Annotated in this window: 18 protein-coding genes; 1 reads left to right on the top strand and 17 read right to left on the bottom strand. The window is 60.3% G+C overall.

The genetic code is table 11. From position 1 onward, the window contains the following. Positions 1-18: 18 nt before the first annotated feature. The 12 genes from ABIE52_RS32910 to ABIE52_RS32965 form a co-directional block, all read right to left on the bottom strand. Positions 19-654 carry a hypothetical protein gene (locus ABIE52_RS32910; RefSeq protein ID WP_192713304.1) on the bottom strand — a complete coding sequence of 212 codons (636 nt, stop codon included), beginning with the start codon at positions 652-654 and terminating at the stop codon, positions 19-21. 60 nt (positions 655-714) lie between these two features. Then, positions 715-3,354, bottom strand: coding sequence for a relaxase MobL (mobL, locus tag ABIE52_RS32915; RefSeq protein WP_192713303.1), 2,640 nt, complete (start codon positions 3,352-3,354; stop codon positions 715-717). 63 nt (positions 3,355-3,417) lie between these two features. Beyond that, the gene (locus ABIE52_RS32920) at positions 3,418-4,662 is read right to left on the bottom strand and encodes a hypothetical protein (protein WP_192713302.1); all 1,245 of its coding nucleotides are present in this window, start codon (positions 4,660-4,662) and stop codon (positions 3,418-3,420) included. 80 nt (positions 4,663-4,742) lie between these two features. Continuing rightward, a complete protein-coding gene (locus ABIE52_RS32925; RefSeq protein ID WP_192713301.1) occupies positions 4,743-5,432 on the bottom strand; it encodes a hypothetical protein in 690 nt (229 codons plus the stop codon). Positions 5,433-5,622: 190 nt separating this feature from the next. Then, complete coding sequence (locus tag ABIE52_RS32930) at positions 5,623-6,345, bottom strand: hypothetical protein (protein WP_192713300.1); 723 nt, start codon at positions 6,343-6,345, stop codon at positions 5,623-5,625. 1 nt (position 6,346) lies between these two features. Beyond that, positions 6,347-7,381 (bottom strand): hypothetical protein, encoded by a 1,035-nt coding sequence (locus ABIE52_RS32935; RefSeq protein WP_192713299.1) that lies wholly within the window; start codon positions 7,379-7,381, stop codon positions 6,347-6,349. Between the two features lie 144 nt (positions 7,382-7,525). Beyond that, positions 7,526-9,208, bottom strand: a complete 1,683-nt coding sequence (locus tag ABIE52_RS32940) for a phage tail tip lysozyme (protein ID WP_192713298.1) — start codon at positions 9,206-9,208, stop codon at positions 7,526-7,528. Beyond that, on the bottom strand, positions 9,205-10,650 hold the full coding sequence (locus ABIE52_RS32945; RefSeq protein ID WP_192713297.1) for a hypothetical protein: 1,446 nt from the start codon (positions 10,648-10,650) through the stop codon (positions 9,205-9,207). The genes ABIE52_RS32940 and ABIE52_RS32945 overlap by 4 nt, the downstream gene beginning before the upstream one ends. A gap of 126 nt (positions 10,651-10,776) precedes the next feature. Further along, entirely contained in the window at positions 10,777-11,223 is a 447-nt protein-coding gene (locus tag ABIE52_RS32950; RefSeq protein ID WP_192713296.1) for a hypothetical protein, read from the bottom strand. Between the two features lie 288 nt (positions 11,224-11,511). Further along, entirely contained in the window at positions 11,512-15,315 is a 3,804-nt protein-coding gene (locus ABIE52_RS32955) for a hypothetical protein (protein ID WP_192713295.1), read from the bottom strand. A gap of 86 nt (positions 15,316-15,401) precedes the next feature. Continuing rightward, entirely contained in the window at positions 15,402-17,900 is a 2,499-nt protein-coding gene (locus tag ABIE52_RS32960; RefSeq protein ID WP_192713294.1) for a hypothetical protein, read from the bottom strand. A gap of 263 nt (positions 17,901-18,163) precedes the next feature. Further along, positions 18,164-18,640, bottom strand: a complete 477-nt coding sequence (locus tag ABIE52_RS32965; RefSeq protein ID WP_192713293.1) for a hypothetical protein — start codon at positions 18,638-18,640, stop codon at positions 18,164-18,166. A 182-nt stretch (positions 18,641-18,822) separates the two neighbouring features. Here ABIE52_RS32965 and ABIE52_RS32970 point away from each other — a divergent pair, with 182 nt between their 5' ends. Further along, positions 18,823-19,077: a hypothetical protein gene (locus tag ABIE52_RS32970; protein WP_192713292.1), complete on the top strand. Its 255-nt coding sequence runs from the start codon at positions 18,823-18,825 to the stop codon at positions 19,075-19,077. On the opposite strand, the gene ABIE52_RS32975 is transcribed toward ABIE52_RS32970, so the two are convergent. From ABIE52_RS32975 to ABIE52_RS32995, 5 genes are all read right to left on the bottom strand, one after another. Further along, positions 19,021-20,985, bottom strand: a complete 1,965-nt coding sequence (locus ABIE52_RS32975) for an AAA family ATPase (RefSeq protein WP_192713291.1) — start codon at positions 20,983-20,985, stop codon at positions 19,021-19,023. The two genes, ABIE52_RS32970 and ABIE52_RS32975, sit on opposite strands and share 57 nt — an antisense overlap. 367 nt (positions 20,986-21,352) lie before the next feature. Beyond that, complete coding sequence (locus ABIE52_RS32980) at positions 21,353-22,243, bottom strand: hypothetical protein (RefSeq protein ID WP_192713290.1); 891 nt, start codon at positions 22,241-22,243, stop codon at positions 21,353-21,355. Positions 22,244-22,296: 53 nt separating this feature from the next. Continuing rightward, on the bottom strand, positions 22,297-22,839 hold the full coding sequence (locus tag ABIE52_RS32985) for a hypothetical protein (RefSeq protein ID WP_192713289.1): 543 nt from the start codon (positions 22,837-22,839) through the stop codon (positions 22,297-22,299). A gap of 44 nt (positions 22,840-22,883) precedes the next feature. Then, positions 22,884-25,502 carry a DNA topoisomerase III gene (locus ABIE52_RS32990; RefSeq protein ID WP_354541593.1) on the bottom strand — a complete coding sequence of 873 codons (2,619 nt, stop codon included), beginning with the start codon at positions 25,500-25,502 and terminating at the stop codon, positions 22,884-22,886. 281 nt (positions 25,503-25,783) lie between these two features. Then, a complete protein-coding gene (locus ABIE52_RS32995) occupies positions 25,784-26,353 on the bottom strand; it encodes a 6-pyruvoyl trahydropterin synthase family protein (RefSeq protein ID WP_192713288.1) in 570 nt (189 codons plus the stop codon). Positions 26,354-26,370: the final 17 nt, after the last annotated feature.

Genomic DNA, 26,370 nt, shown 5'->3' on the forward strand with positions numbered 1-26,370 from the left:
CGACCGGCGCGCGGTGACTTAGATCGCTGGACCGTCCACGACCGGAGTCGAGTTTTCTTTCACTACAACAGGATTGGCGACCTGACTTGCAACAGAGGTCCCGCCCGCCGCGCGGTCGAGGGTCTCCAGTGCCCGAGCCTTCGCACACGCTGAGTGCTGCTCGGTCATTACCTCACGGGGAATCAGCGACTCGTCTGCCTTGCGCACACTGCCGGGCACAATTCTTGGTACGTGATTACCGTTGCCGGCGGCGACGTCAGCTTGAACGACGTACACCGTGCCCAATACCGAGCCGTCTCGTCCTTTCACGTTCTGTTCAGTCACGTCGGACAACGCGGTGCTGGCGCTTTCCAGGTCATCCTGTTGCCATGCGGCGGTGATGATTTCGATCATTTGATCCGAGGAATATCCCATCAAGGGATTTCCGCTGCCACCAGGTCGCATCGCTTCCCAGTTCAGGTGAGGGTTCGACTGCCGTCGCAGCTGATCGTTGACACCGTCGAACATCGCAACCTGGACATCGAGATAGTGGAGCGGTAGTCCGTTCGCTTCCGTCCCCGATGTCCCGTTGTATTCCACGATCAGTAGCGTCACGTTTTCACCGAGGTTCCGATGCTCTCGCTCACGCCCTGGTGCCGGCCTGAAATCGACCATGTCCCAACCCTCCCCTGCTCTGTGCCGATCCGGCGGACCGGTCTTGTTCCGCATTGTGTGTCAACGCTGCGACATCTGATCGTCTGCACGTTCGCGTTCGACACGGTATTGGCGTACTGCCGCATCCATCGACGCATTGATCGCTCCGCCCAGGCCGGTATCCAAACGTGTTGTCGCTCCTTTCTTTTTGGGATTGCGCCCGCGCGCCTGTTCCGTCAGCTCGGCCTCGAGATCGCTGCGGACTCGCATATCGGTCGTGACCTCGCGTTCGACGTCACGACCCGCCGAGGCGGCTTCCGGACGCGTGATGGAATCCAGTTCGGTACGAACACGCTGCCGAAGTGCACGTGCCTTGGCTGCGGCTGCTGCCAGCAACGACGGCAGCCTGCCACTCGAGCGCACCTTTGCGGCTCGTTCCCGCATCGACGCGATATCGGTGATCGCCGCGCCCAACTCTCCCGCTATTTCCTCACTCTGGCCCGACGCGATCATCCACTCTTCCGCGGCCTCTACGGCTTCGGTGCGAGAACGAGCGACCTCCACGAATCGCGCGGCCGTGCGTGGCCCAACTTTCTGGTCCTTGTCCCAGTCCAAACCGAGCTCGTGCATGTCCACGCCCTTGACCAGTTCGAACGAATGCTCTGGCAGTGCCGAGACCACCACATGCGCTCCAGGCTCGTGTATGTCGAGAATCGGCCCGTCTCCGCGACCTCCCGGGAGCAGCATCTGGCCTGCCGCCATCTCGCTCCCCGGTTCGATCGTGGCCACCCGTACCGCGGATCCACTTCGCCGCCATGACTCCACAAGGTCGTCGACCATCGTCGAGTAGCGGCGGGTCATCATTTCCAGACGCCCGTCGATGACGGCGCGGCCTGCTCGTCCTTCGGGGCCGGTCTGTGCCAACCTTCCGCCGCCGCCCTGCCCGTACAACTCCTTGCCCAACAGCTCGGCTGCGTTCGGATCCTTCATCTTCGGTATCGACTTGTCGGCGCGCAGTGCGCGCAGCCCGGTCAGGCGCCGTCCGTAGTCTTCTACCTTCTGCCATTGCTGAGACCATTCGGAGAACCGTGCGCCGCCCATGTCCAGGTAGTGCTGGTACTTGCTGACACACCGGCTGTGGTAGTCCGCTTCGCTGAGATAGAACCGGTGCATCGTCTCCGATCCCGGTGCGGTCCTGCCGATTGCATCGGCGTCTTCCCAGCTGCGCGCCTTCAGCATCATTTGTTCACGCAGGGTCTGATGCCGATCAAGCCTCTCGGTGTACGAGCGCAGTCGTAAAGCGAAATGCCCCGTACTCATCCCGACCTGTCGGCCGGCTGCGGTCGCAGAGAGTTGATCCGCGGAGACCTGTTCGATCAGCTGCCCCAGATCCTCGCTCATCGACGACATCATCGGTGTGCGAACGCTGAGCTCGTCGTCGGCGACCGCCGAGAGCACCGAATACACGCCGTTCATCGCCTGCAGCACAATGCGTTCGCGGCCGTCGGTGACCAACTTTTCGTGCTCAGTCTTGCTCAGACCCTCTTTCGCCTTCCGCTGCGCGGCATACTCGTGAACTTGCGCCACCGCCTCTGGCATCGGCGATCCAGGTTGGTGCAAGTGTTCCTCAACCAGCTCGCGCACCAGACGATTGGCCTTCGCCATCTCCTTGTTATTGCTCGACGCTCGCCAGAGTGCTCGATCTTCGGGCAGACATGCCAGCACAAACTGTGCACGTGCGCTCACGCCGAGTGATTCGTAGGCCCAGCGACGGACGTACGCGCTGACGCTGCGACGTTGGTACCCCACAGCGCTGGAGAGATGTTCGATCTTGCGATGACGATCGAGCGAGGAATCAAGCCCTCTCCGCAACAAACCCATCTCTCGTGCACTGAGTTTGCCCTTCTGGGTTCCATCGATTGCGCGCCGCCCGAATCCGGCATCCACCATCGCCAGGTGCACGTGCACATGGGAAGTGTCGACCTGGATTACCCCCACGTACTTCAGCTCACCGAAGTCGGCGACTCGGCACATTCGACTGAGCCCGTCCATCACTGCAAGTCTGAGCTTGAGTTGATCGAGTTGCCCTCGGTAGGCCCCTCGACGCACCGTTCCGGTGTCAGGATCTAGTTCCATTCCCGCCGGGATCAGCCCCATCGACAGCAGGTAGTCGTGGTCGAAGCTGAGCACCGTCTTCATCACAGTGTGCCCGCTGTCGAATAGTTCCTGGATCTGCCGGGCATCGCGGTGCAGGCATTCGTGGCTCAACGAGACGCCGTTGTGGCCGAACGCCACTCCTCCATCGCCCTGCGCTGCAGCGAATTCCGATTTCAGTTCGGTCGGGCCGACTTGTTCGCGTTCGTTCCCTCTGACAGCCCGTCGCGCCTTCTCCAAGGCCCTGCGCGCGCTGCGTTGAATGCGCCTGCCGGACAGGGTCGGAGCGTCGTAACCCGAGGTGCGCCCGGCCCCTGCGATCTCGGCCGCACCCGTGCGGTGTTCTGCGAGCATGGATTCCACGGCATCGGCCCGGGCCATGTATTTGGTGACGAAATTGTCTACATCGGTCCGTTTCACAGGTGCAATCGGCTCGGTCGCCAACTCCCGGGCCATGTACCGCGTGACGTACGCGCCAGGACTACCGCCGCGAGAACCACCGGTCTTCCCGGTGTCGGTTTTGATCGTGTATTCGTTCACCACGATGATCGACTGTTTGAGGGTCATCACCATTTCCTTTGCTACTGGAACGAGGCTGCGACCGAGATGGTCGCAGCCTCGTCACGATTCTCAGCCTCCTAGTTGCGGGCCGTCGTTGTCCGTTGTCGGAGCTGCATTTCCGCTGGGAAGATGCCGTGTGGCGCTCAGTTGTTGGTTCTGCCTGGTGCGCCGCGCAGCAGCTTCGCGGGCCACCCGCGCCTTGCGGGCTCTTGTCTTGTCATCGTCTTCTGTGTCTGCGGCGCTGACCTCGTCGTCTTCGGCTATCACGGATGCCACGATCGGTTCCGGTGTCGAGATCGTCATCGTCGGTATGAGATTTTCGTCGGTATCACCGGGCGTCTCGTCGTCGCCGAACGAGAATCCACTCAAGTCCAAGTCCTCGAGATCGATGTCGTCGAGTTGTTCTGCGGCTCTGCTCAGTTCGTCGATACTGGGCTGTGCGGGCGGTGCCTGGTGCACACTTCCGGTGGTCTGGTCGTAGAGTTCCGACAGTCCCGGTGAGGCCAGGTTCGCCCGAGCGCGTTCTGCGCGGGTTTCCTCTCCGCGCAGATCTTCACGTAGCCCGCGCAAGGCCTTGGGTGCGGTAAGCGGAACATCCATCAGCGTCGACAGCCGCTCGGCTATGCTCTTGCCGTCCTGCCCGATGACCGAGCTCAGGTCGATCTCGTCGCGGCCGGCGCCGAACGAGAATCCGCTCAGATCGGCCTGTCCCTGTAAATGCGAAGGTTCGACGCCCAGTGGCTCGTTACCTGTGATCGCACCCGCTTCGATTTGTGCTGCTCGATAGTCCGGGAAATATCCGGCCAATTCGTATTGTGAGGATTCGAGACTCATATCGAAGTAGCGCATGGGTGAGAGGTCTGCGATGGCCAGCGGCGGTGCGCCGTCACGATGTGGCGGCATGACTCGCAGGTCGATGTTCGTGTCTACCTCGAAAGGGAGGTTCACCCAGTCTTCGGACGGACCGAATCCGTCCATGTACAGCCCCTTCTTCACCAGCACTCCGAGTTGGTCGGTGTTGAAGGGATAGTCGCCCACGACCCGAATCGATTCTTCTTCGCTGAGCGCGATCTCACCGATGCGATAGGGCATCTCTTCCGGATTCTCCGGAATCAACCTGGCTAGGCGACCCACGAGACGCAATTGGGGCACATGTCGGGAACCGACGAAATTGAACGTGGTGGATTCGAGAATGAATACCGCCAGCATTGGTACCTGCTCCATGCTGATCATGCCGGTGGGTTTTGACGCGATCAGCTGCCTCGCCAGCGGTGTCGTCGCCGAGAATCCTGCGAGTTTGATGGGCTTGTCCATGCTGTGTGCTCCTTGTGGTGCCGGTTCAGAAGGCTCTCGGGTAAGTCTGTGTCACCTGAATGTGGCCGCGAGACTTCTGCTCACAGTCGTTCGTCGGCGGCTGCGGCGTTGATCCTGTCGGTTTCTCGTGAGGCCTTACCTCGCACCTGTTCCTGACGGGCGGCGTTGCGAACGCTCTTGCTGCTGATTCGTTCGGCTTGACGCTCACGGCGGTCCACCAGCACATTCGTGCCGTATCCGGCGAAGAGGCCAAGGGCCAGACGTTTCGTCCATGTCAGCGCCCAGATCGCCAGCCGTCGCAACGCCATGCAGGTGAGTCCGGCCAGCACCAGTACAAAGAACACGACTGGGATCACCCAGGTGAACAGGAATCGGTCTGTGGTGCTCGCCGCGAGTTCCACAGGTACGTCCAATTCGCCCAGTACGGCGGCGGGAATTCTTGTCACCACATTGACGCCGAGGATCCGAATCAGCGTCGTCACCAGGGCGATCAGCACCGTCCAGCCGACCGCTGCCAGGCTCGCGAACAGAACGAAACCACCGATGTGGCCGAGAACTGCATGTGCCCGTACCGTCCATGCGGGGACGCCGGCATCGACCAGGTCGCGGCCGGTCGACCCCAGTTCGTCCCTGCGTTCGGCGGCTTTCACCGCCAGATTCGCTCTGATGTCCTTCACGGCAGAACTGACCTCGTCGCGGGCCGTCGATGCCCCGTTCGTGCTCTTTTCCAACGAAGTGCCGGTCTTGCGGCGTCCATTCTTGGCAGCCATGTCTTCACCTTGTCTTCCGCCGGCACAGGCGCCGACTCCGGTTTCTCGTCGACTGGCCACGACCGTTCCATAAACAACTCAGACTATTGTCTGGAATAAATCGTACCATCAAGAAAGCCGCAGGATGAACTATAGTTCACCTGCGGCTTTGCTAGTTTTTTTCGGTGTCGACTTTCTCTCGACAGTATATTTATCCGGAGCGCTGAACCCCTCCCGGAATTGTGTAAGCGTCCAAATTTCCCGGCTTTCCGTCGATCATGTCGTAGCTCAGGGACACGTAGGCCGTCGAACTGGCCGCACCCGAACCCGATGCCACACGCATCTCCACGATCGAGAAATAGCTGTAGACGTCGCCAGCTGCGTTGGTGACCGAGCTGTTCAGCGAGACGAATTCACTCTTCATGTCCTTCTCGAACGCCTCGTACGTCTTTCCCGACGGCGCGGTGCGCCGCACGCCCTCGGTGTCGCCGGGCATGAACACCTCCATGAACTGGCTGTCCGCAGCAAAGCCGTAGGTCTTCATGACCTTTTCGCGCTGGTCGAGATAGTCGCTGAGACCGTTCCACGTCAGCGCGACCTTCATCAAGTCTGTGATCGTCTTGTCGTCGTCGTCCTTGTGGTCGATGTCCATCCCACCGGTCGCCTCTTCGACTGCTGCGCCCTGCTCGCTGTGTAACTCGTCCTGGCTCATCGACAGCTGCCCTTTGAGACTCAGAATCTCCGCTCGCTGACTCGACAGGTCCGCCTCTCTGTCCGATGAAATCCCACCCAACACCAAATACGTCATCACGAACACGATGGCGGTGACGATCACAAGCAGGTTGCGCATGACGAACTTGCGCGCGCGTTCTTTCTTCGTATCCGCCGCGGTGGCATGAAAACTTCCCGACGTCGTGCTCTTCTGTGTGCCCATGTCAGTTCGCTCCGTTCAAACCTGGATCGGCCATCCCTGGATCCTGGGTATCGGTGCCCGGCGGCGCTGCGGTGGGTCCTCCGGTCGGGGTGGAAGTGGGTGTCGACTGAGGTGTCGTCGTGCTCGTACCGGTGCTCGGAGTCCGACGTGATGCGGAATCGATCAATTCTTTTTCGTTCGGGGCAGGTACGAGGGTTTTCTCCGAGCTGCCCTCGGGTGGGCTGGTCGTCGCGCCCAGCCGATCGTTTCCTTCGACGGTCCGGCCCCTTTTCATGTCGAAGAACTCGCCACGTTGGGGGTCGTACTTCCCTGCCACCCAAGCCAGTAGCATTCCGTCGTTCTCTCCGCCGATGAAGCGGGCTTCCCAGATCGCGGTGATGTTTCCTGCGCTGTCCACCGTCTTCGTCGGGATGGCCTGCCATCCCCAGTCCTTACCGGATACGCGGATCCACGCCGCTTGGCCCTTCTCGTTCTTTCCTGGCTCGTGCGGCTGGTACCACTGCCCGTGCGGCAGGAACGCGCCTCCGCTCAATGTGCCGGTTGTGAAGAATTTCTTTGCCTCGTCGACCATGCCGCCGTACTCCGCGAGAACACCGCTGCGGTCGCGAACCTCGAAGTTCAGCCCGGCCATCCTGTTCTGCAGTGCGGAGAGATCCTCGGCTTTGGCGGCTGCGGCACTGAATGCCGGCCGCAACTGCTCGGAGTCGGGCACGTTCTTGGCGTTTGCCTCTGACTCCGCCAGCGCCTTCTCGAGTTCCTTGATTTCCGAGAGATTCGATCGCACAGCGCTCTCATGGGCCGAACTCGTCCCCGTGAAGTACACGATCATGCCCAAGCTGGCCACAGCGAACAACACCACTGCGGCGTAACGCAACACCGACGCCTTCGGTGCCCGACGCCGTGCATTGTCGATCCGGCTGCGCTGCGAAGCCTCCTTGGCCTTGCTCATCCGCTCGGCCATTCCGGACTCGCGGCGTTGCTCGGCGCTCGGGGGTGGTTCCGCTCCCTGCGCTCCTGTCGACATGTCCTCATCCATGGAGAACATCCTCTCATCCAGTATCTTTGGAATAAACTCTGATTAGTTTTACAGTTCAAGATAGATGCAGGTACGAGCACCTTTTTGTCATTGTACGGATATTAACACGAGAAACTTCCGGGGCATCTGGGCTATGTACCGCGATCACGGGCCGGGCGTAGTCGTTGCCGCGTGCTTGTCGCCCTTCCCCGGCTTCATCGCAGCCGGCGCCATCACGTCGGTGAAACCGGAGTTCTTCTCCTTGCTCGTGGACCGGTAAGCGACAAAGCTGCGGCCGTCGTCGCTGATGGCCCCGAAGCTGTCCAGTGCCGGAGATCTGTCGTTGAGCGACGCATGTCCGATCACAGCGTTGGGTTCGTGCTCGGCGGCGTTGGGCCACACCTTCTTGACCGCGTCTTCACCGACATACATCTCGACGTGATTAGGCGCTATCAGTACGTCACCGGGCTTGAGATCGGCTTCGTTCATAGCTGATCCGACCTTTTCCCACTTGTCTCTACCTTCGCCGTTGACGTACTGCTCTTGCGCGCTGACCGGACCGGCAGGGAACGAGTCGTCGGTTCCACTCCACCGCACAGCGCTGCCCACACCCCGGTCACAGCTCGCGTAGTACGGATCGCCGCTGTAAACCTGGTCGTGAACGTACTTGTACAGATCTGTGCCGTCATTGCCGCGGCTGTCGTCGAGGAACGGCCAGGCGAACGTGACCATGGCTTCGGCTGCGGAACTGTTTCCACCCCCGACGCTGCCACTCTCACTGAGTCCCGGGCAGTCCAGTAGTTCCGCTACCAACGCTTTGTTGTCGGCTGTGCGTTTGGTTTCACCTGCAAGAGCGAGCACTGAGGAGCCGAGTTTGCTCTCGACCGTCCAGCTCGTCATTTTCACGTACCACTGTTCGGCCTGCTTGCGGCGCGTGACGTCGTTCGGCCCGCCTGGCGCCTGCTCGGCCGGGTTCTCCCATTGATCGAGGTAGTAGTACGCGGCGTCCCCCGGATCGTCCGATCCCGGACTCGTCCCCGCGATCATGTCCTTGAAGATTGGTGCGCCCGAGTCCTCGCTCATCGCGAACGCCAGCTGGATTTCGAGGTCATGCCAATCGCCGCCCTTGGACTTGGCGTAGTCGAGTAGGTGCTGTGCTCGCGGACCTGTCCACTGCCCCAACCCGAGGCCGGTCGAGTTTCCACCCATTCCGCCTGCGGCGATTTTTGCTTCCTTCTTCGGTCCGACCTTGTAGGGCTCATCGAAGATGTTCTGAATCGAGGTCGGGTCAATGCCGGACTCGGTCTGGAAGTTTCCCAGGACGCCGGCAATGTTCTGGTCGTTCATCCCGGCGTAGCTGAGCACCGAGTACACCCTCTTGGCCTGTTCCTCCATCCCGGCGTCGATGCTGCCTGCATCACCGTTGCTCGATCGAGTCTTCGGTGACTCGGTGAGTTCCTGGCACAGCTCGATCAGCGCATCGCGGCGCTGACCTTTCGGCTCGATGGCCTGACCTCCGAGCGAGACCACGAGGGCCAGGATCAATCCGCTGCCTCCCACAGCGACACCCGTGCCGGCACCGACCGAGAGTGCGCCACCAGTCAGTCCTGAGACTTTCGCGCCTGCCTGCACTCCCATCGCGGCGAGTTTGCGGAAACCTGCGCCCATCCACCGGGAACCACCGCGTGCGGCGTTCATTGCCAACCCGGCGCTGGTGAAGGCCATGTTGCCGGTCGCCGCCCCCATCTTGCTCAGTGCGCTTTCGCCGGCCTTCGATCCCGAGTCGTCCTTGTCTGGCCCCTGTTCATCCCGCCGCGGTTGAACCGGCCCCATTGCTCCACCGCTCATGACCGAAAACTCACCGCACTCGGCCCCGACGCCTTCGTCGAACCCGCGGCTACGGAGTCCAGGGTCTGCTCCATCACGAGCAGTTCGAGCAGATCCACTGTCTGATACGAGCGCTTGAGCGCAAAGTAGGTGTCATACGCGGCCATCGCGTTGTTGCGCAGTTCGATCAGCGGTTTGGCCGCGGTGTCGCCCGGGCGAAGGTCGGTGATCGTCTGGCCGTTACTCAATGGCCACCGCAGCTCGCGTGCGCTCATCGACGGCACCGGCTGAGTGGACAGTTTCGCCAGGTATGCGCTGATGGACGGCTCACCGGTTCCCAGAGTCTTGAAATAGCCCTCCGCGACCGAGCGCTGCCGCCAGTTGAAATCTGTACCACCCGACATCGGCCCGGCCGAGTTCAGCACGTACGTGTTGACCATGTATCCGTCGGAGAAGCTGTCGAGGCTCCTGGCTCGTGGGGTCTTGTCCCCGATCCCCTCGATCTGGTCTGCTGGGGTTCTGTCGAGAGCGCTGCGTAATGCCGCCGAGTCCATGCCTGTGATCGAGTCGCCATCGATCGCACTGGGGAGTGCGGGCGGCAACAATCGCACGCTCGGGTCATCACCTACCCGCACAGCGGTCTGGGCCATTGTCGAGGTGAAGTTCGAGATCCGAGTCAGCTGCGTCTTCATCGCAGCGAGCCTGCCGTCGAGTACCTTGCGCTTCGCCTGTTCCTCACGCCAGGTCACTGCGTACGCAAAAACCGCCTCAGGTTCCGGTATGCGTTCGGAATCGAGTGCGGGTAGATGTTGCGCCCCGCTCGCCGCGGGGTTGACGACAATCCGCCATTGATCGTGTTCGGCGAAACTGCTGTCCAGCCCTGCCGATCCCGGCTGATTGCGCGGGGTCATCAACTCTTTACATGCGCGGACCGTGAGATTGATCAACTGAGAAGCGAATCCGTCAGGCGCTTCGAGGATGATGCCGAGATAGCCGGTGTTCGCGAACGAATAGATCGCGCCGGCCAACGGCTTCTCGAGCTTGGTGGGTCCTCCTCCGGGCCCGCCATCTATACCGGTTCCGTACACGTAGTAGTCCGCCGCGTCCGAGCTCATTTGTGAAGGGGTGTCGAACTTCATCAGAACCAGTGCGCGGTCACGATTCTCGTTCACGTAAACCGGGCTCACCGTGCCTTTGACGCCGGTTCGCGAGGCGACGAAAGTGCTGTTGTAAAGCGCGGTTTGGCCGATGACGGCGTTGCCTGCATTGTAGGCAGTCCACACGGTCAGTCCGATCACCAGCACACCCGATAGCGACAGTGCAGCGACGATGATCGCGAACCGTTCGATCGTGTAATGCGACCCGAGTTTGAATCTGCGATAGAAGTGCTGCCATGCAGCTTTCGCACGTTCCGTCCACAACTTCACCTGCTCGGTTCGAGATCGCTCCACCGTTTTCGCCATCGTTCGCCCCTCGAATCTTCGTTCGTCTCGTTCGTCACCACCTCCAGGGATGGCTGTCACAAAGAACAAACCCCCGCTCTTGAACCCGATACGGGAAAGTGCAGGGGTTTGTTGCTCGCCGCAGACCTACAGCTGCACGTGAGCTCCGTTGCCTATTTCGATCACATTCGAGACGCCGACACCCTGCGAGACGACAATCGCTCCGCCTCCGTTGTCGCCGAAGTTGTCCACCGTGTCTTTTCCGCCCTCGGCCAGATCGCTGAGCATCTGATATCCACCGAAGAGAAAGACACCACCGAGCGCGAACAGTGCGATGACCTTGCCCCAGCTCTCGCGACTCTGCTCGTTGGTGAGCTTCTGGAATGCTTTCCAGCCTCCGAAGAGCAGGCAAATGACGCCAATCAGGCCGAGAAATGCTCCACCGGCCTTTTCTGCGTAACTCTGTCCGTTCGTGAAGAACTCGATGAGGTCCCAGCCACCGCCGCTGTCGGTATTCCCGACGTTCCCGCTCGGCTGAGCTAACACTGTCGACACTGCGCTCCCGGCCGAGGCCGCAATCTGAATCCAGCTCATCAGCCGTCTCTCCTTGACTCATCGGCTTCGCCGACGTTGTCGTCGTGTGAATCTTCCGTGACGTCTCCAACAAACTCTCGCCGGAAACTCGAACCCTACGTATATAAAGTCAATCTCGATAATACATTAGCGCCTCTGTCCAGGTTGAGCCAACATGAGCGCACTTTTGAATAACTCGGTTTGACTATTTTTGTCCGCCAAATACTTACTCCGGCGGCTTTCAGTGGTGACGGCGGTGAACCTGTGAAGGCCCACCGCCATGGCCTCTGATCGTGACCTGTTCGCGGATCAGTTCTGCCGAGGAGGTTGCGCCGGCGGGTTGTCCCCACGCTCACCAGTTGCCGGTCGCTGAGGACGCGGATCCTCGTTCTCATTCCTGCGATTGTTGATTGCGGCCGCCGTGGCGGCGGACTGTATTGCAGTCCCTCCGGTGCTGCTGCGCCGCTGCGGTGCGGACCCGCCCATCGGGCTACTGCCGCCGCCACCTTGTTGTCCGCCGCCGCCTGTTTGAGCACCTCTTCCGGACGGCCCCATCGCCTCAGGAGGTCGGCGTCTCTGAGGCCCGGCCAGTCGTTGCGTGACCATCGACGACGCAGTCAGCGCCGCCGTGTGACCGAGCATCGATCGGTCTCCGTTGTCTCCGCCGTTGGCGATGACGTCGGAGCGCAAAGGTCCGCCCACCTGACGCGTAGTCGGGGTCTGGTCGGAAACCGACCCACTTTGCTCCGAGGTCGGCACGGTCGTGCCCATCGGCGCCATCATCGGAGCGCCGAGCGGTGCACCATTCGGGAAATCAGTGAGTCCTCGGGTAAGTACTCCCGACGCCACTTCTCGGTCACCTGCCAGCCGAGACGCGGCTGCCGCTGCCGGTTGGCTGGTCAACTCCTGTCCCTCGGCGTCGGTGAGGACGTTGCCGTTCTCGTCGAGCATCCGCCCCTGTCCGTCGAAGCCCGCCACATCACTCGCTCCCAACGGAGATCCGTCCTCGCCGAGAATCGGCGCACCAGTGCCGTCATGAACATTTCCGGTCATGGCGTCGATGGGCATCATCTCCCCCGCCGTCAACGGCTTGCCCGCAGCGTCGGTCACCGGGTTGCCCGCCTTGTCTGTGAGCTGACCATCCTTGCCCACACTCATCGAACCGTCACCGGCTCCGGGTGCTCCGGCGACGCCGAGCCCACCGCCATCCGGTCCGGTGCCGTCGGCATCCCCCGCGAGATCTGCCCCCGCGGCGCCGTCGTCTCCGCCGCCAAACCCGCCACCGACCACTGCCGAGGTAGTAGCCATACCGATGCCACGGGTAAGCCCCGTGCGCAGAGCGCTGGGTTGACCGGGATCCATACCGCCTGATGCCTGCGTGTCCATGAACTTGTTGACCAGCCGGGTAACCGCCTGATCCACGCCGTCGAGCAGCGACCGGCGAATCTTCAGGGCCATCATGGTGAACATGATCAGTCCCGCCGAACTGAGCGCAGTGATGATCAATACCACTGTGTGCAGGTTGTTTTCGCCTGCCAAGCTCACCACGCCCGCGGCGCCGACGCCGGCTGCCACCTTGGTTCCTTCAGAGACTCCGTCACTGAACGCTTCGGCCAACGGCCGTTCCAAGAGGCTGGGTATCACTACGATGAGTTCCTGGACGACCTTGTAGATGAAGAGTGTGCCCAGGATCTCCAAAAACATTGCGGCAGTGTAGATCACACACTTTGCAATACCTGCGACGAAACCTAACGTCGCGAACGGCACTGCGCTGATCAACTGAATCCCACGCTTGATCGTCGAGAACATCATCATCATCGCGTACGCCAAACCGATGATCGTGAAGGAGACGAGCATCGTCAGAGCGGAGAACCAGTACATGAATTGAGCTGGACCCGAGCCGATCGCTGTGACACTTGCGTGCGCCTCTCGCGCCCACGAGCTGGTGGTCTGACCAGGGGTGTAGATGTTCATGCTGCTCGGGCCGAACGAGGTGTTCAGGTAGTTGAACATCGCCAGGGGGCTCATGTTGCAGTTCGTCCGAGGCTCACTGTCAGCGGTGCCATTCCAGTTCGGATTGACCGCTGTTGTATTCAGGCACGCTTCGGTACTCAACCCCTTGCTGAATGTCATCACCGAATACTCGGTGTTGGGGTCGCGCAAGGACTGAAAACTCGCGTCGTCGGCTACCTGGATCAAGGGGTTCCGGAGATCTTTGACATCACTCTCCGACATCGAAGCCAGCGTCTCGGCGGAAGACAGGTCCTGGAACCACGATGCAATGGTTGCCTTCGCCTCCTGTTCCTCCGGAGTACCCCGGTACTTGTCCATCTCCTTGATCAGTCCGGCCTTGATGCTCGACTCGAATCCACCGGCGCTCACCGTGGCCCCGCTGCGAAACTTGTTGAGCAGTTCCATCGTCGTCGTGAAAACGCTGGGGTCGCTGGCCCCGTCACTGTCAGTGGTACCGCCCGAAGGATCGCGCCCACTGACCGAGGACGCCCAGCTGGTGTCACTACCGTTCGTTGCGCTCTTGTCGATGTTGGGATCCGTGAAACTCGACCACACAGCTCTGTTATTCGAGTTGATGTTCAGGGCGAGTTTTCGGGCGACTGCCGCGGTTGCACCGTTGGGGGCATCGTTGTCCTCGTTCCACCAGAACTCGCCTTTGCTCTGCCCTGTGGTCGGCGGTTGTAGTCGTGGTCCGTTCACCCAGGCTTCGAAGTCGACGTAGGTACTCAACACCACCTTGGTCGAGTGCGCGCTCGCCGCGTCGCCGGAGGCCCCTTTCATCGCATCAAGGCCTGCTGTGTAGCTCGTTCCCAGCAGAGGCAACCCCACCACCAGGAACGCAATTCGTATCATCAGCGCTTTCATCTTGCTGCTGGTGTCGAACTTGCGCAGCAACAACATTCCCGCCACCGTCATTGCGATGAACATCGGGATGGTGACCATCCACCCGAGCTTCACCATGTGTTCGTACACCGTGCCGAAGAACTCGCGAATACCGTCGAACGCCCCGGGAGGCTCCTCCGCGCTGCCCTCCATCCCGGTCGTGAACGTAGGGTCGGTATTTTTGCTGACCGCGTCGACCATGAACCTGAACGGGTTGCTCCACTGCAGCACCGAGACGACTGAATCGAAAGCGACGTCGACGGCGCCCGAGCCGGCGTATCCCGCCATCATCAACAGGCCGGACAGGTTGCGTCCTGCGGCCGAACCGCCGTCGGCGGCCATTACGGTGTCGAAACCCATCCCCGAGAGAAGAGCGCCGTAGAGCAGATACCCCTCGACTCCGCCGTCCACCGTGTTGGTGTTCTGCTGGCCAGGGTCTCCGGCAACGGATTTGGTGTCCCTGTTGAACGCCGAGTAGTTCACGCTCGACACGTTCGCGGCATCCGCCGCACTGAAAAGCCAGTCGGTGCTTTGTTTCTTGGTTCGGTCCGGGCTCCCGACGAACGATCCGGCGCTGCCAGGTTGGTTCAACACCGAACTCCACGCCTGCAGACCCGACTTCGTCGTGGTCGCTTCCGCGCCACCGCTCTCACTCGCGGTATCGGACTTGTTCTCGGAGTTGTCCAACGGTGACAGGGCGTTGACGTAAAAACTTGTCAGTGTCGAACTCAGCTGGGCGAGTGACAGATTCGCTACAGCTGGGTCCGTCGTCTCCTTCTCGTCCTGCTTCTTCTCCTGCTCGCCGAATCCCTTGGTGGCCATGCACTTGAGGAACGCTGCACTGTCCAGCTTCGCCGGGTCCGGTTCGGACTTCTTGTCCTTGTCCATGCAGACCTCAACCGCTTCCCAGAGCGCTGGGTCGTCGAGACCGCACTTGCCACCCCCGACGATCGGGCCGTCGAGTCCTGGGTCGTCGGTGCCCTCTGGTGGCTCCGACCCTCCGGTTCCTGCAGCTCCGCCGTCTCGGCAGAGCTTGTCTATATTTTCCGTGGTGAGGTCGACGTACCCGCGGCCGTACTTGGCGCTCGCGTCGGCGGGAACCGTCGGTTGCGCACCTGCCGGGCTCGCGGAGGCGATCAGACCCGCTGCGACCATCAGCATCAACAGTGTTGTGAGAACAACCCCTATCAGTCTGTGGCCGAAGGGCCTTGCCGTCATCGTCACCCCCATCTGATAACCCCGCCTTCGCCTCGTCGTTTCGACAATGTCACTGACACACCAATCTTCGTGATCTTGCGGGACTCTCATCTCTTCGACCCGGTAGCCTTCGAGGCCTCCGGTCTGCTCCCGTCGTCTCGATCAGGAGTCTCGGTAAGAGCGGCTCGACGGGCCTGCGCCCGTTCCAGTTCGGCCTGCTCCAACGCAGCGACTTCACTGTTGGCGGCGATCTTGTTCGCCCGGTCGATCTCGCGGACCCGCGCAGCCACCCCTTCCCCACTCTCGCCGGCCGCGGCTCCGCGCAAGATCTTCAGCCCCAGGCTCAACTGTGTCGAAAAAACTACGTTGACCGACCCTCGTCGCAGATAACTTATCCCGAGATCCGTGGCTGCCAGCAGTGTCTTCAGTTCCCGAGGCACCGCGGTGTGCAAGGCCGCCTCGTAATGGGTGATCGTTTCTTTCGCCATCGGTCCGAGCACTGTGTAGTCCGCCCGCTCGAATCTGTTGAAACGCTGATTGGCAAGCATGGAATCCGGATTCTCATAGAGATATCCGACGCGGGCTCCCAGGCGAAAGAGTCGTTCGAACTGCGAATCCAGATATGCCTGAACCTGGTCGTCAGTGATCTGGTCGGCGCCGTGGATCAGCAATACGTCGCCCTCGCTCAACGAGGCCACAGCAAACCCGACGACGTTGACCAACTGGGCCATCGCCAGGCCCTTACTCCGATTCACAAGTCCGGAGAAGTCGTAGATCACTCGACGTGCGGAGGTCGCCGAGTTGATCGCATCCGACGTCGGCTGGTTGAACAGGTCCGAGTTGGCCGAGAGCATGTCCTTGAACACGCCTTGCAGCGTCTTGATCGCTTTCTGAGCCTCGACATCCTGATTGCCCTGTTGGAGCAGCCGCTTGTACATCGTGTCCAGGTATGGAACGAAGTGTTGCAGCAAGGGCACTTCGTTGTGGTCGAGTCCGACCAGCCGCAACTTTTCCTGGTTCTTCTCAGCTGACCGAGCCCACATCTTCTGATCGACGTAGAACTCCGTGAGTCGATCTTTGAGTTCGCTGCGGATGATCGAGATCGCAGCCGGGTCGGCTGCGCCCAAGGCTTGTTCGGCCATCAGAACCAGCTTGGTGAGATGAATCCCGTAGAGGCTCAACTGGTCCTTACGTGAGCCGAACAGCTCGAACATGTTCACATCGCCGCGAGTCATGTCCAATCGCGCGGTGAGATTGGTAAGCGGTGGTCCCAGCTTGTCGAGGTCGGCACCATTGAGCACCAGATGGACGACCCGGTGGTTGTTGAGCAGTGCAGCTTGACTGATCTTGCTCCCCCACATGTCAACCACGCGGGCTCGGTCGAGTGCATGGTTGAGTGCCTGATCGGCCAGCACGACATGGTGTTTCCACCTGTCGACCTCGAACAAGATCGCCGAGTTGTTGTAGTCGCCGCCCATCTTGCCGACGAACTCACCGGCTGGGTCGCTCAGTCCGTTGGTCACCAAGGAGTACGAGCCGGCGAACTCCGTCGACGTCATATGAAAGCCATTACCGCGTTTTTCGTCGTTCTTCGCGAACAAGCCGGCCAATTCCTGACGCTGTTCGCCGTGATACGGCGCGGCGTGCAGCGAGGAGAACGCGTCGATGTACTGACGGGCTAGTTTGTCGATGGTCGAATCGAGCATTTCCAAGCTCGGAGCATGAAACAGAATCCTGTTGTGTACCGACAGGTACGCTGCGCCGTCGTGCAACTCCGCGACTGTGGTGAACAGATCGTCCGCCGCCTTGGCGGCGGTGCGCTTGGTGCTCATCGTCCCGCCGTCGTTCTGCTCGCGTTCTTCGAGGCGGTCGAGCTTGTCGGCCTTCTTGAGTGCGTTCTCCACCCACTTTTCGTCTTTGCGCTCTACCTGCTCGAAGACGATGGCTGAGACGCCTTCGGGCAGGCCGTCCGGGATCCGGCTCACTCCCCAGAAGTTCGGGAACTCGTCGCGGGCCTCGTCGCGATGGAACAGCGCCAGAATGCACGCCACCGCTCCGGATCCGTCGATCTCGTAATAGTCCGAGCGGAAGACGTATCGCTCACGCGGCTTGATCGCCACCAGGTGCGGATAAAGCTCGAGGGATTCCCCCAGAGCTTCGATGTAGAGCTTTTTCTGCTCCTTCGACATCTTCTCGACGTCGAAGGATTCCTGTTCGGATATGGCGGCTTGTTCAGCCGCGATCCGGGCCGTGACCTCGTCCAGTCGGCTGGTGCTGAACCTGCCCGACCGCTTGCTGGCAGGGGTGCCGATCGTCGGCGGCTCGCCGCGGCGCAGGCTCTCCACCCGCGAGGCCACATCCTCGGTGACAACGTTGAAGATGCTGTCACCGAGGGCTTCCTCGAAATTGATCTCGTCGGGATCTTCGACGGAAGGATCCCAGTCGGATCGGGTATCGATTTGCTCGAGCGGGCCAGTACCGGCGACCTCCCTGGGACTCGCCACCTCCGCCCACAGATCTGCGTCGATGCTCTCGTCGACAGGGTCGGGTTCGATACCGAAGATGTCGTAGATCTCGGCATCATTCCCTCGGTTGAACAGCCCCATATTTGCAATCCCGCCCTTGTCTCCGCATTTGCGTCGAGTCTAACACGGGGAATTACTCACAGGCCGAGTCGATTCTGTGTGTCTTCCCTGTTCAAGGCGTAGATACTGAATGCTCATACTTTCCGGCGGGAGTTCTCGCGAACATAGAATTCGCGCCGATTTCTTCAGCCCGAGCACGGTGGACACCTGGCAAAACCCAGAGCCTCGATGCAGGCGCGCTGCATCGAGGCTCTGGGCGGGACGGCGGCGTGGACAGCCGAAGATCACTCGTTCCAGTCGCAGTAACCGACGATCTGGGACGGAACCCCGTTACTGGCGAGTATTCCGTTCACTTTCTCCAATTCGGCTTCGTCGTCGGCGTAGACCATCCAGCTTCCGTTCGTCAGTACCTTGGTCGAGCGGGAGGCCTGCCCTTGATTGCATTCTCGCTCGCGTTCGCCGGCTTGGCGGATCCACGTTCCCTCTGCCAGCTGGAAACCGACTCCCTCAAGCGTGCAGTTTCTCTTGTCGATCGCGCCCGAGGCCTCGCAACTACCGCCCGCTGCGGTGATGCCTTCGGTGACTGGGCGACCTTCGAGCATCGCGTGGACATCGACGTCCTCGCTTGCCGAGTCCGCACCGCGCCCGAGGAGCCAGAGCAGTGTGACAATCGCGAGAACGGCGACGAAAACCGCACCTGCCAGTGTCAGTACCAATGTTCGGCGGCCGGTCCACAACTCTCGCACCGTGGTTTTCGTCATTGTGTGCTCCGACTCTCGTGGTCTGCGGGTAACTGGATATCCACGTTTTCGTTCCGTCCCGTCTATATCGAAATGTTGTATGTTACTTCGTTCCCTGTGCCCCAACAGATTTCCTCCGATGGGGCATTACGGCGGGATCGATCTGGTGATGACTCTCCGCGTCCCCGCGTATTCTCACCGACATGGCCAAGCGAAAGATGAACAGCAATCTCGACCCCTATCGCCTGGTCGGCGACAAGCAGGTTCGCAAGACGATGCGCCTGCTCATAGACGACGGCTGGACCTTTGTTCGGTTGTCGAGTTCACAGCACCCGATCCTCCAATGGCCAAAAACCGGCGACCAGATATCCCTGCCATTGACCCCGAGCGATCATCGAGGCCTACGCAACGCACTCTCGACCGCCAGGCATATCAGCGGCATTGATCACCGGCCGTGACAGCTCGCCGATCTCGAACGACGAATAACTCTGTTTGGTCACGCACACGACCACTGCATTGAGAAAACGTGCCAGATCCGGCACCTGTACCGACCACCTCTCGCCGGTGCGTGTATTCCACAACACGCCCGATTCGACGTCGGCGCCGGCATAGCGAGCCATCACGACGTTCAGCGCGGTCTGCAGGAACATCTCGTGATCGAGCGCACTGGTGAACTTGAGTTCGAAAATCTGGCGGCCGTGGATCACGTCGGCAATGCCCGAGAACGTAATCGGGCTCCAGTGGTGCTGTCCTTCGAATGCGGTTCCCGTCAGCGCTAGACCCACCTGCACCTGGCAATCTCGGGGTAGGAATGTTCCCAGCCGTTGCTCGAGTGCCGCTGTGACCTCGAACGGGATCGTCGCACTGACTTGGTTGTGGTAGCGCATCTGATGGGTTTCGATCGCGGCCAGCACCAGCGAGTCCTTCCAGGGATCGCCTGTGATCTCCGAAAGAAGCGTCTTTGCCAGAGTCGACGTCTGCAGCATCATCACCGCCTTCGCCTGCGCATCATGGCGCTCGAAGAACAATGCCTCCTGGTAGGCGCCGATTGCAGGCGAGAGATCGATCAACCCGTCCGCGCGGTCGATCACGATGTCGTGTTCGGCGCCGTCATCCAAGCGTTCGATCTTGATCAGCTTCATCGCCGCGGCAATGTTCTCCGCATATTTGAAGCTGAATGCCTCACTTGCGGTGAACGGGCGACTGTACTGCGGCCGTGTGGCGTTCGGCAGTGTCACAAACTTGCTCACTGGTAGTTGGCCGATCATCGGTTCGGCGCCGGGTTCGTTGGGCAGAGGGTCTTTGCGCATCGCTCCACTGCGAACGAACACCACATCGTTCTTGCCGCGACTGGCTGCGACGAGGAAGACGTTACGCAGGACCTCGTAGTCGGCGTTCGGGAATTTGCACCGCGTCTTCCAGTTGTCGAGGCTGTAGTCGAAAACGACGCACACCGGACGCTCCATGCCCTTCGATGCGTCGAACGTGGTGAACACGGCAACCCCGTCTTGCGGCCTGATCGTGGAGTCACCGTCCCGGATAGAGGCGAACACTGTGGCCTTGTTGTACCGCTCGGGGGCACGTTTTTCCGCTTCGTTGAGCGCGTGCACCATTGCGCCGGTTCGTTTTCCCAGGCACAGCAGATCGCCTGGTTCCGTGCTCGCGATCAATGCGATCGCATCCTCATGATCGAGAACACGCGCGCGTTGCTCGACGTTGACGCCCGTGATCGGCTTGTTCCACGCTGCACTCAGTAGAGCACCCATCGTCGGGCCCATTCGGAAACTCTGTGTGAACGGCAGCATGACGGGATCCGCGCAGAACTCTCGTGCGAAGGCCTGCACGTCGAGGGTGGTGTCGCTGCGGACTTTCTGTGCCATGTCGCCGACCAACACGACCTGCATTCGCGGATTGGTGCTCTTGATGTTGCGCAGTAGGTCTGCGTACTCGGTGTTGATGTCCTGGTATTCGTCAACGACGAGGAGGTCGTACGTTTCGAAGTCGGCGCTGATGTCAACGAAGTTGTCGTTAAATGCTTGCACCGACTCGCCGACACCGCACTGGATACCCAAACGCAGCAAGTGCGGGTAGACCACTCCGTGGTAGTTCTGCACTTTTGCGCCGCCAACGCGGTCTTGCGCATCGGCTTTGAGCAGCCGGCTGTAGGTCAGGTACAGAATTCGGGTGGTTGCACTCAAGCGGGCGCACAGCTGTTGAATCGTGCTGGTTTTGCCCGAACCTATACTCGCGTCGACGATGACGTCGTTGCCGGCGAGCACAGCATCGATCACCGCTTGCTGTTCTTCGCTGAGCGTGACAGTGGGTGGCCCCGCTAGCGCGGCCGCAGCCAATCCCGGTGTACTCATCTGCGCCTCTCGGTCGAATCTACGATTTCGCCCATCAGATGAGCGGCGGTTGTCTCCAAAGCACGAGCCAGTGCGCTCAAGTCGTCGACATCGACCCTGCGCCTGCATGTCTCGATCTCAACGATGGCTTGTCGACCCAGTTTTCGGCCTTCGCGGGTCACAGCTTCACTCAAATCGCTCTGGGTCATTCCTAGAAGTCCGCGGCGAGTCGCCAGATTTGACGCCACGAGACGACCTGTTGCGCCCATCGGGATTGCGTGTTTCGGCATGTGTGTGAGCCTATATGGATCGTTCAACACGCCAGCTCGTGTTTCGGTTGGATCAATATCCGACAAATCCTGTGGCGCTTGCCTTTTCATAATTGTGATCAAGCGATCAATCCTCCCTTCTCCGTGCTCGGCGTTTGATATACCGAGCGGAGCACATCCAGCGCATCCGCACCGTTGAGCAGTTCGCAGCGTCTGAACATCAAGGAAGAGTTCTCTCGCTCGGAACGCAACACCCTGTGTGCAGCCTTCAGTTCCTTCATTCCGGGAGCTCGGACCAGCAGGTATTGGTGCAGGGAACTGAACTGTCCACCGACGTCGTTGACGAGTACGTCGAGCTTTTCCTGCTCGAGAGCGAGCAGTTCGGGGTCACGGTGACGCAACGCCCTGTTCTGGTGTTCGATGGCAGCGATCTGCTGAAATACTCGCTGGGACTCCTTCGTGGTCAGGAAGATCCACGAAGCTCCACTGTCGATCTTCTGATAGAAATTGTCGACCCGGCGGAGAATGGCTGTGCGATCACTCTCGAACAGCAGTGCCGAGGCGCTACCGACGACCGAGTACAGCTGCCCCACGTCACCGTTGACGTATCGGATGATTCCGCTTGCTTCGATGTCTTTGATTCCCACGATCGACGAGAAGCCGAAAGGTCTGGATCCGAGACGAGTCATCACCCGACGTTGCCTAGTGGGCAGATACTCCAACAGGGCGGGTAGTTGCATGAATTTCATGTCGCCGGTCTTGGTCTGCTTGCCCAGCACCGCTGCGGTGATAGACATCCAGATCACCAGCATCACTAGGACGATCCACGGTGCTCCTGATAGGGGGCTCTGCAAAACGATCCACGCGGTAATGAACAGAAAGCTCAGCCAATACAAGATGATCTTGATCGAAAGCGGCTTGCTCTTGAGCTCGAATGCCTGCAGCGTGATCTTGTGATCGAGCCTGCTGCGATCGATGCTCACCGGAATCTTGTACGAACTCTTGGCCATTGCCCCAGTACCTCTCCCTCATCAACTGGTGAATGAGGTCTTCTCGTCAGTGCCTAGTGTCCGAAGTCGGGCTGAAAGCCCACATAGCGCACGACCCGACCTTCGCTGTTCTCGAACGACAATTGTTCGAGTTTTCCAGTGGCCTCGTACTCCCCGCCCTTTGACGAGGTTGCGATGAAACCGACGAACTCGTCAGCGAGCAGCGCCTTCACCTCACCTTCGCTGAAGGTGTGACTGCCGAACGAACGCTTGAACCGAACCTTAGTGCCGGTACGCGCCCAGACACCTTCTGCGTGGGTGTCGCTGTTGATTTCCTTGACGAAACCGACGAATGGGATCGGACTGCTATCTCGTTCCCCCGGATCGAATAGTTTGCCTTCCAAGTGGCCAACCACTGTCTCGGTACTTCCGTCCGGGCGGGTGAGCTTGAACGTGATGGTCTTCTCGGCCGCCAGAGCTTCCACTTCTGCATCGGTGAACCTGTGCCCGCCCCAGACCCGCTTGAATCGGGTCGCAGTGCCGTACTCGGTTGCGTAGTGCATCTCGTCGGGGAGTTCGACGTACTCACATTCAACAGACTTGCTCGGTGCAGTCATCTCAGTCGCTTCCTTCGTTGTCTTGTCGGTGTCGGTGGTGCGCACTACTTGCCGACCTTTCGCTTCCGGGCTCCTGTGGCGGGTGCGCGGTCCTCGAATTTCAAGGTGAAGCTGACGGTCTTGCTCCCGTTGAAGGTCTTTTCGGCCAACGCACCCTTGGCCGTGTACGGTCTGCCGGTCTTACCCTTGGCGGGGAATTCGATGGTCTCTCCGGCCAGTAGCTTCATCACTTCCTGCTCCGTGAAGTCCTTGCCGGGCCAATGCTCGTTGGCGCCCCAGCCGCGACCCTTGAACGAGACCTTTTTGCCCTTCCATACACCACCGACCAGGTCGGTTCGCGGCTCGAACTGCGGTGTGAAACCTACGTAGGGGTACTTGTCCTTGCCCTTTTCCATTACTCCGGATTCGAGTTTCCCCTTGCACGTGAACGGCTTGCCGGTCTTCGGGCTTGTTGCCGTGATCTCGATGACCTCGCCGGCCAACAGTGCAGTTACCTCGGCATCGGTGAAGCGATACCCGCCGAACACCCGCTTCGCGGTGGTGACGACGGTGCCGTCGTGGGTGAACTGCATCGCCGGTGGCAAGGCGATGACATCCATCTGGGGCTTGAAACTCACGTACGGGTACTTCTTCCCGTCCTTCGCCATGACGCCGGATCCGAGTTGGCCTTTGCAGGTGAACGGCTTGCCGGTCTTCGGGCTTGTTGCCACGATCTCGATGACCTCGCCGGCCAGCAGCGCGGTCACCTCCGCGTCGGTGAACCTGTGCCCCCAAAACACCCGCTTCGCGGTGGCGACGACGATGCCTTCGTGCGTGAACTGCATCGCTGGAGGCAAGGCGATGGTCTCGGCCGGTTCCCGGGTCGTTCGAGCCTTGAGCTCGGCTGGCAACCTGCCCGCGTTTGCCTTCATCATCTCGAGGTCGTGGCGCACCAAGTCCTCGACAAGTGCGAGGAAATCGGGAGCCGATGCTGTGCCCGCCTCGATCTGAGCCATCTGCTCGAAAACCTTCTCGGTGATGCTCAGATCGCCGATGTGCGTTCCCGGCAGAATTCGGTGGTTCAGTTCGCCGATCTCGCTGAGCGTGATCTTTCCGCGCTTCTCGATCATCAGCGCCTTACCGGTGGCGTTGTCGGTCACTTCGGCAAAGGTGCTCGTCAGGGTGGAAGCGGTTCCCACGCTGCGCTTTTCGAGCTGCTTCATCAGCCACTCCTGCGTCGGATGCGGTGGGCGTGACGGGAACCCCTCGTGGACGAACGGCTTTGCAACGGTGCCGAGCGCGGTAGCTCCTGTGGCTGGTGCGTCGCCGTCTTCGGGTTCGTCGTCTTCGATGACGAACACACCCTTCCATCCGAGCACAGCTGGGACGTTCAACGAACCGACGAAGCTCGGGTACTTCTCGACATGCCCACGATGCTGGTCGTACTCGTAGTCCGGAGCGAGCATCGTCAAGTAGTTCTTTGCCAGGAGTTCGTAGATTTCCTTACCGAGTTCACCGTAGGTCTTCTCTACCGCGGCCAAACTCTGCGGGACATTCGGGCCGGGTCGGTTGGCGCCGTGTGCGCCGCCGGACTTGATGTGGGTCTTGCGGGGGCTCCGGTGACTGAGCGCTGCCGGATCCACTCCGACGACGGCGGCGATCCCGTCGACCAGTGGGAGCAGTTCGTTGAACTGTTCGACCGAGATGAACTTGTCCTCTGTGCGAGGGTATGAGACGACCTGGGCCTCGTACATTTTCTGGTACGTCTCGAGCACCTTTTTGGCGCCGAATCCCTTCTTCGACAACAGCGACGAGAGCGCGGCAAGGTCCATCAACCTCGGCGGTCCGGTCTTCTTACGAGTCGTCCCGTCATGCGCGACCGGCGAGGGCTCCAACCCGCCGGGGACATCACCCTTATTCTCGAACCTGTCAATGTCCGGGTCGGTGTAGGTGACACCATTCTCGTCACGAAAACGGTTCTCGTAGAACGCCTTCTTCACGTAACCCTTGTGCGCGTCGAGGCCGTCTCCGACGATCACGACCATGGCTGATTTGAGTCGACCGTTGCGCAACACCGTGCCCGAACCGGACGCCTTCGTCGCTACTCGTGTGAACTGCATCGAAAGCATGTCCCACTTCGACCGGAAGTCGGCCTTGCGGTAGTCACCTTCCGATTCGATCGAGGTCACCGAGCGACGAGTTTTGAAGGCCTTCCGCAGCGACGCTGGAGTTTCGTCGAGAAATTCCATTCGCTCCAGTTTCTTGCCCTCCAGGTCCAGGTACTCCACGATCTCCCAAGCCAGCAGTGAGCCTTCGCCGGTCGGGTCGAGATCGGCGGCGTTACATACTGTGTCGCACGTCGAGAGGGTCCTCTTGAGCTGATCGAGCAGACTCTTCGCGTCTGAGTCGGTAACCAGCTTTTTCCCGGAAACCTTGCGCCTGACCTCGCGTTCCCATCGAAAGTCGCCGGCATTCCATGGCAGGTGTTCGAGGTCCCAGCTCTTGTACTGATCAGACAGAGACGGGGGGACCATCGCCGAGGGGTCCTTCAATTCCAACAAATGTCCACGGGCATTCACGATGACGTATTCAGTCCCATCGAATGTGCCGCTCATGCCTCCCAGTGCGGCTGCGAAGTTTCGGGCTGCCGACGGCTTCTCAGTAAGAATTCCGACTTTCCCCATAGTATTTCTGCCCCGTTCTGATCTGGTCTATTAGTGCAGGTCCAAGGCTCAAGATCCTCGAAACTAAATTTTCCGATTAAAAAATAGCATAACAGAATTAGTTCTCTGTGCCGCCGATGACAGTGGGTGTTCGGAGGTGCGAAAACAGCGATGCGCCGCGCGAGTGAACGCGCGGCGCATCGGTATCGGGTTTGTTCTTGAGAAACGTCTGCGAGAAACTACAGGCGGGGATCGTGAGGGTCAGAAAGGGTCGACGGAGGCTTCGACCGGAGCGTGATCGATCAGGACGTCCTCGGCGCGTTCGGGTTCAAGACCACCGCCCCAGGAAACCCCTTGCATGACTCGATATCGACCCCTCGCACCACCGCGGCGAGATTCGGAGACTCCCGGAGCTCCACCGCGACCAGTGCTGAATTCGGCCCGACGCTCTCGATTCGCTCGGCTAGCCAGCCGGCTATCCACATCGCAATGTTTTCGGCCGTGGGCCGAACTTGCCAACGGCATAGGGGCAGCCGGGGTCCGGCGATGCCGGTCGGCCACTCGACCGGGCGTCCCAATTCCTCGACGTCCTTGTCCCACCACAGCATCCGATGGCCGAGAATCGTGGCCACTAGTCCGAGCAGGTTTTGCAATGCTGCCGCATCAGGACCCATTCCGATGTCGCGACCGTCGGTACGTATCGGGGCGTTGACTACTGCGGTGATCGTGAAATCGTGCACCTGCGGATGTCTGCGTACGGAACCGCCGCGGTACTGCACTGAAGCACTGATCGTCGACGTCGTCGGTCCGCGTCGCGAAACCTCGATCGCTTCGAGGGGATTACTGTGTGCCGTTGATTCCACCACGCTCATGGTGATCAACTCTAACG

This window comes from Rhodococcus sp. OAS809, from assembly GCF_040546695.1.
GTDB classification, from domain to species: Bacteria; Actinomycetota; Actinomycetes; order Mycobacteriales; family Mycobacteriaceae; genus Rhodococcus_F; species Rhodococcus_F qingshengii.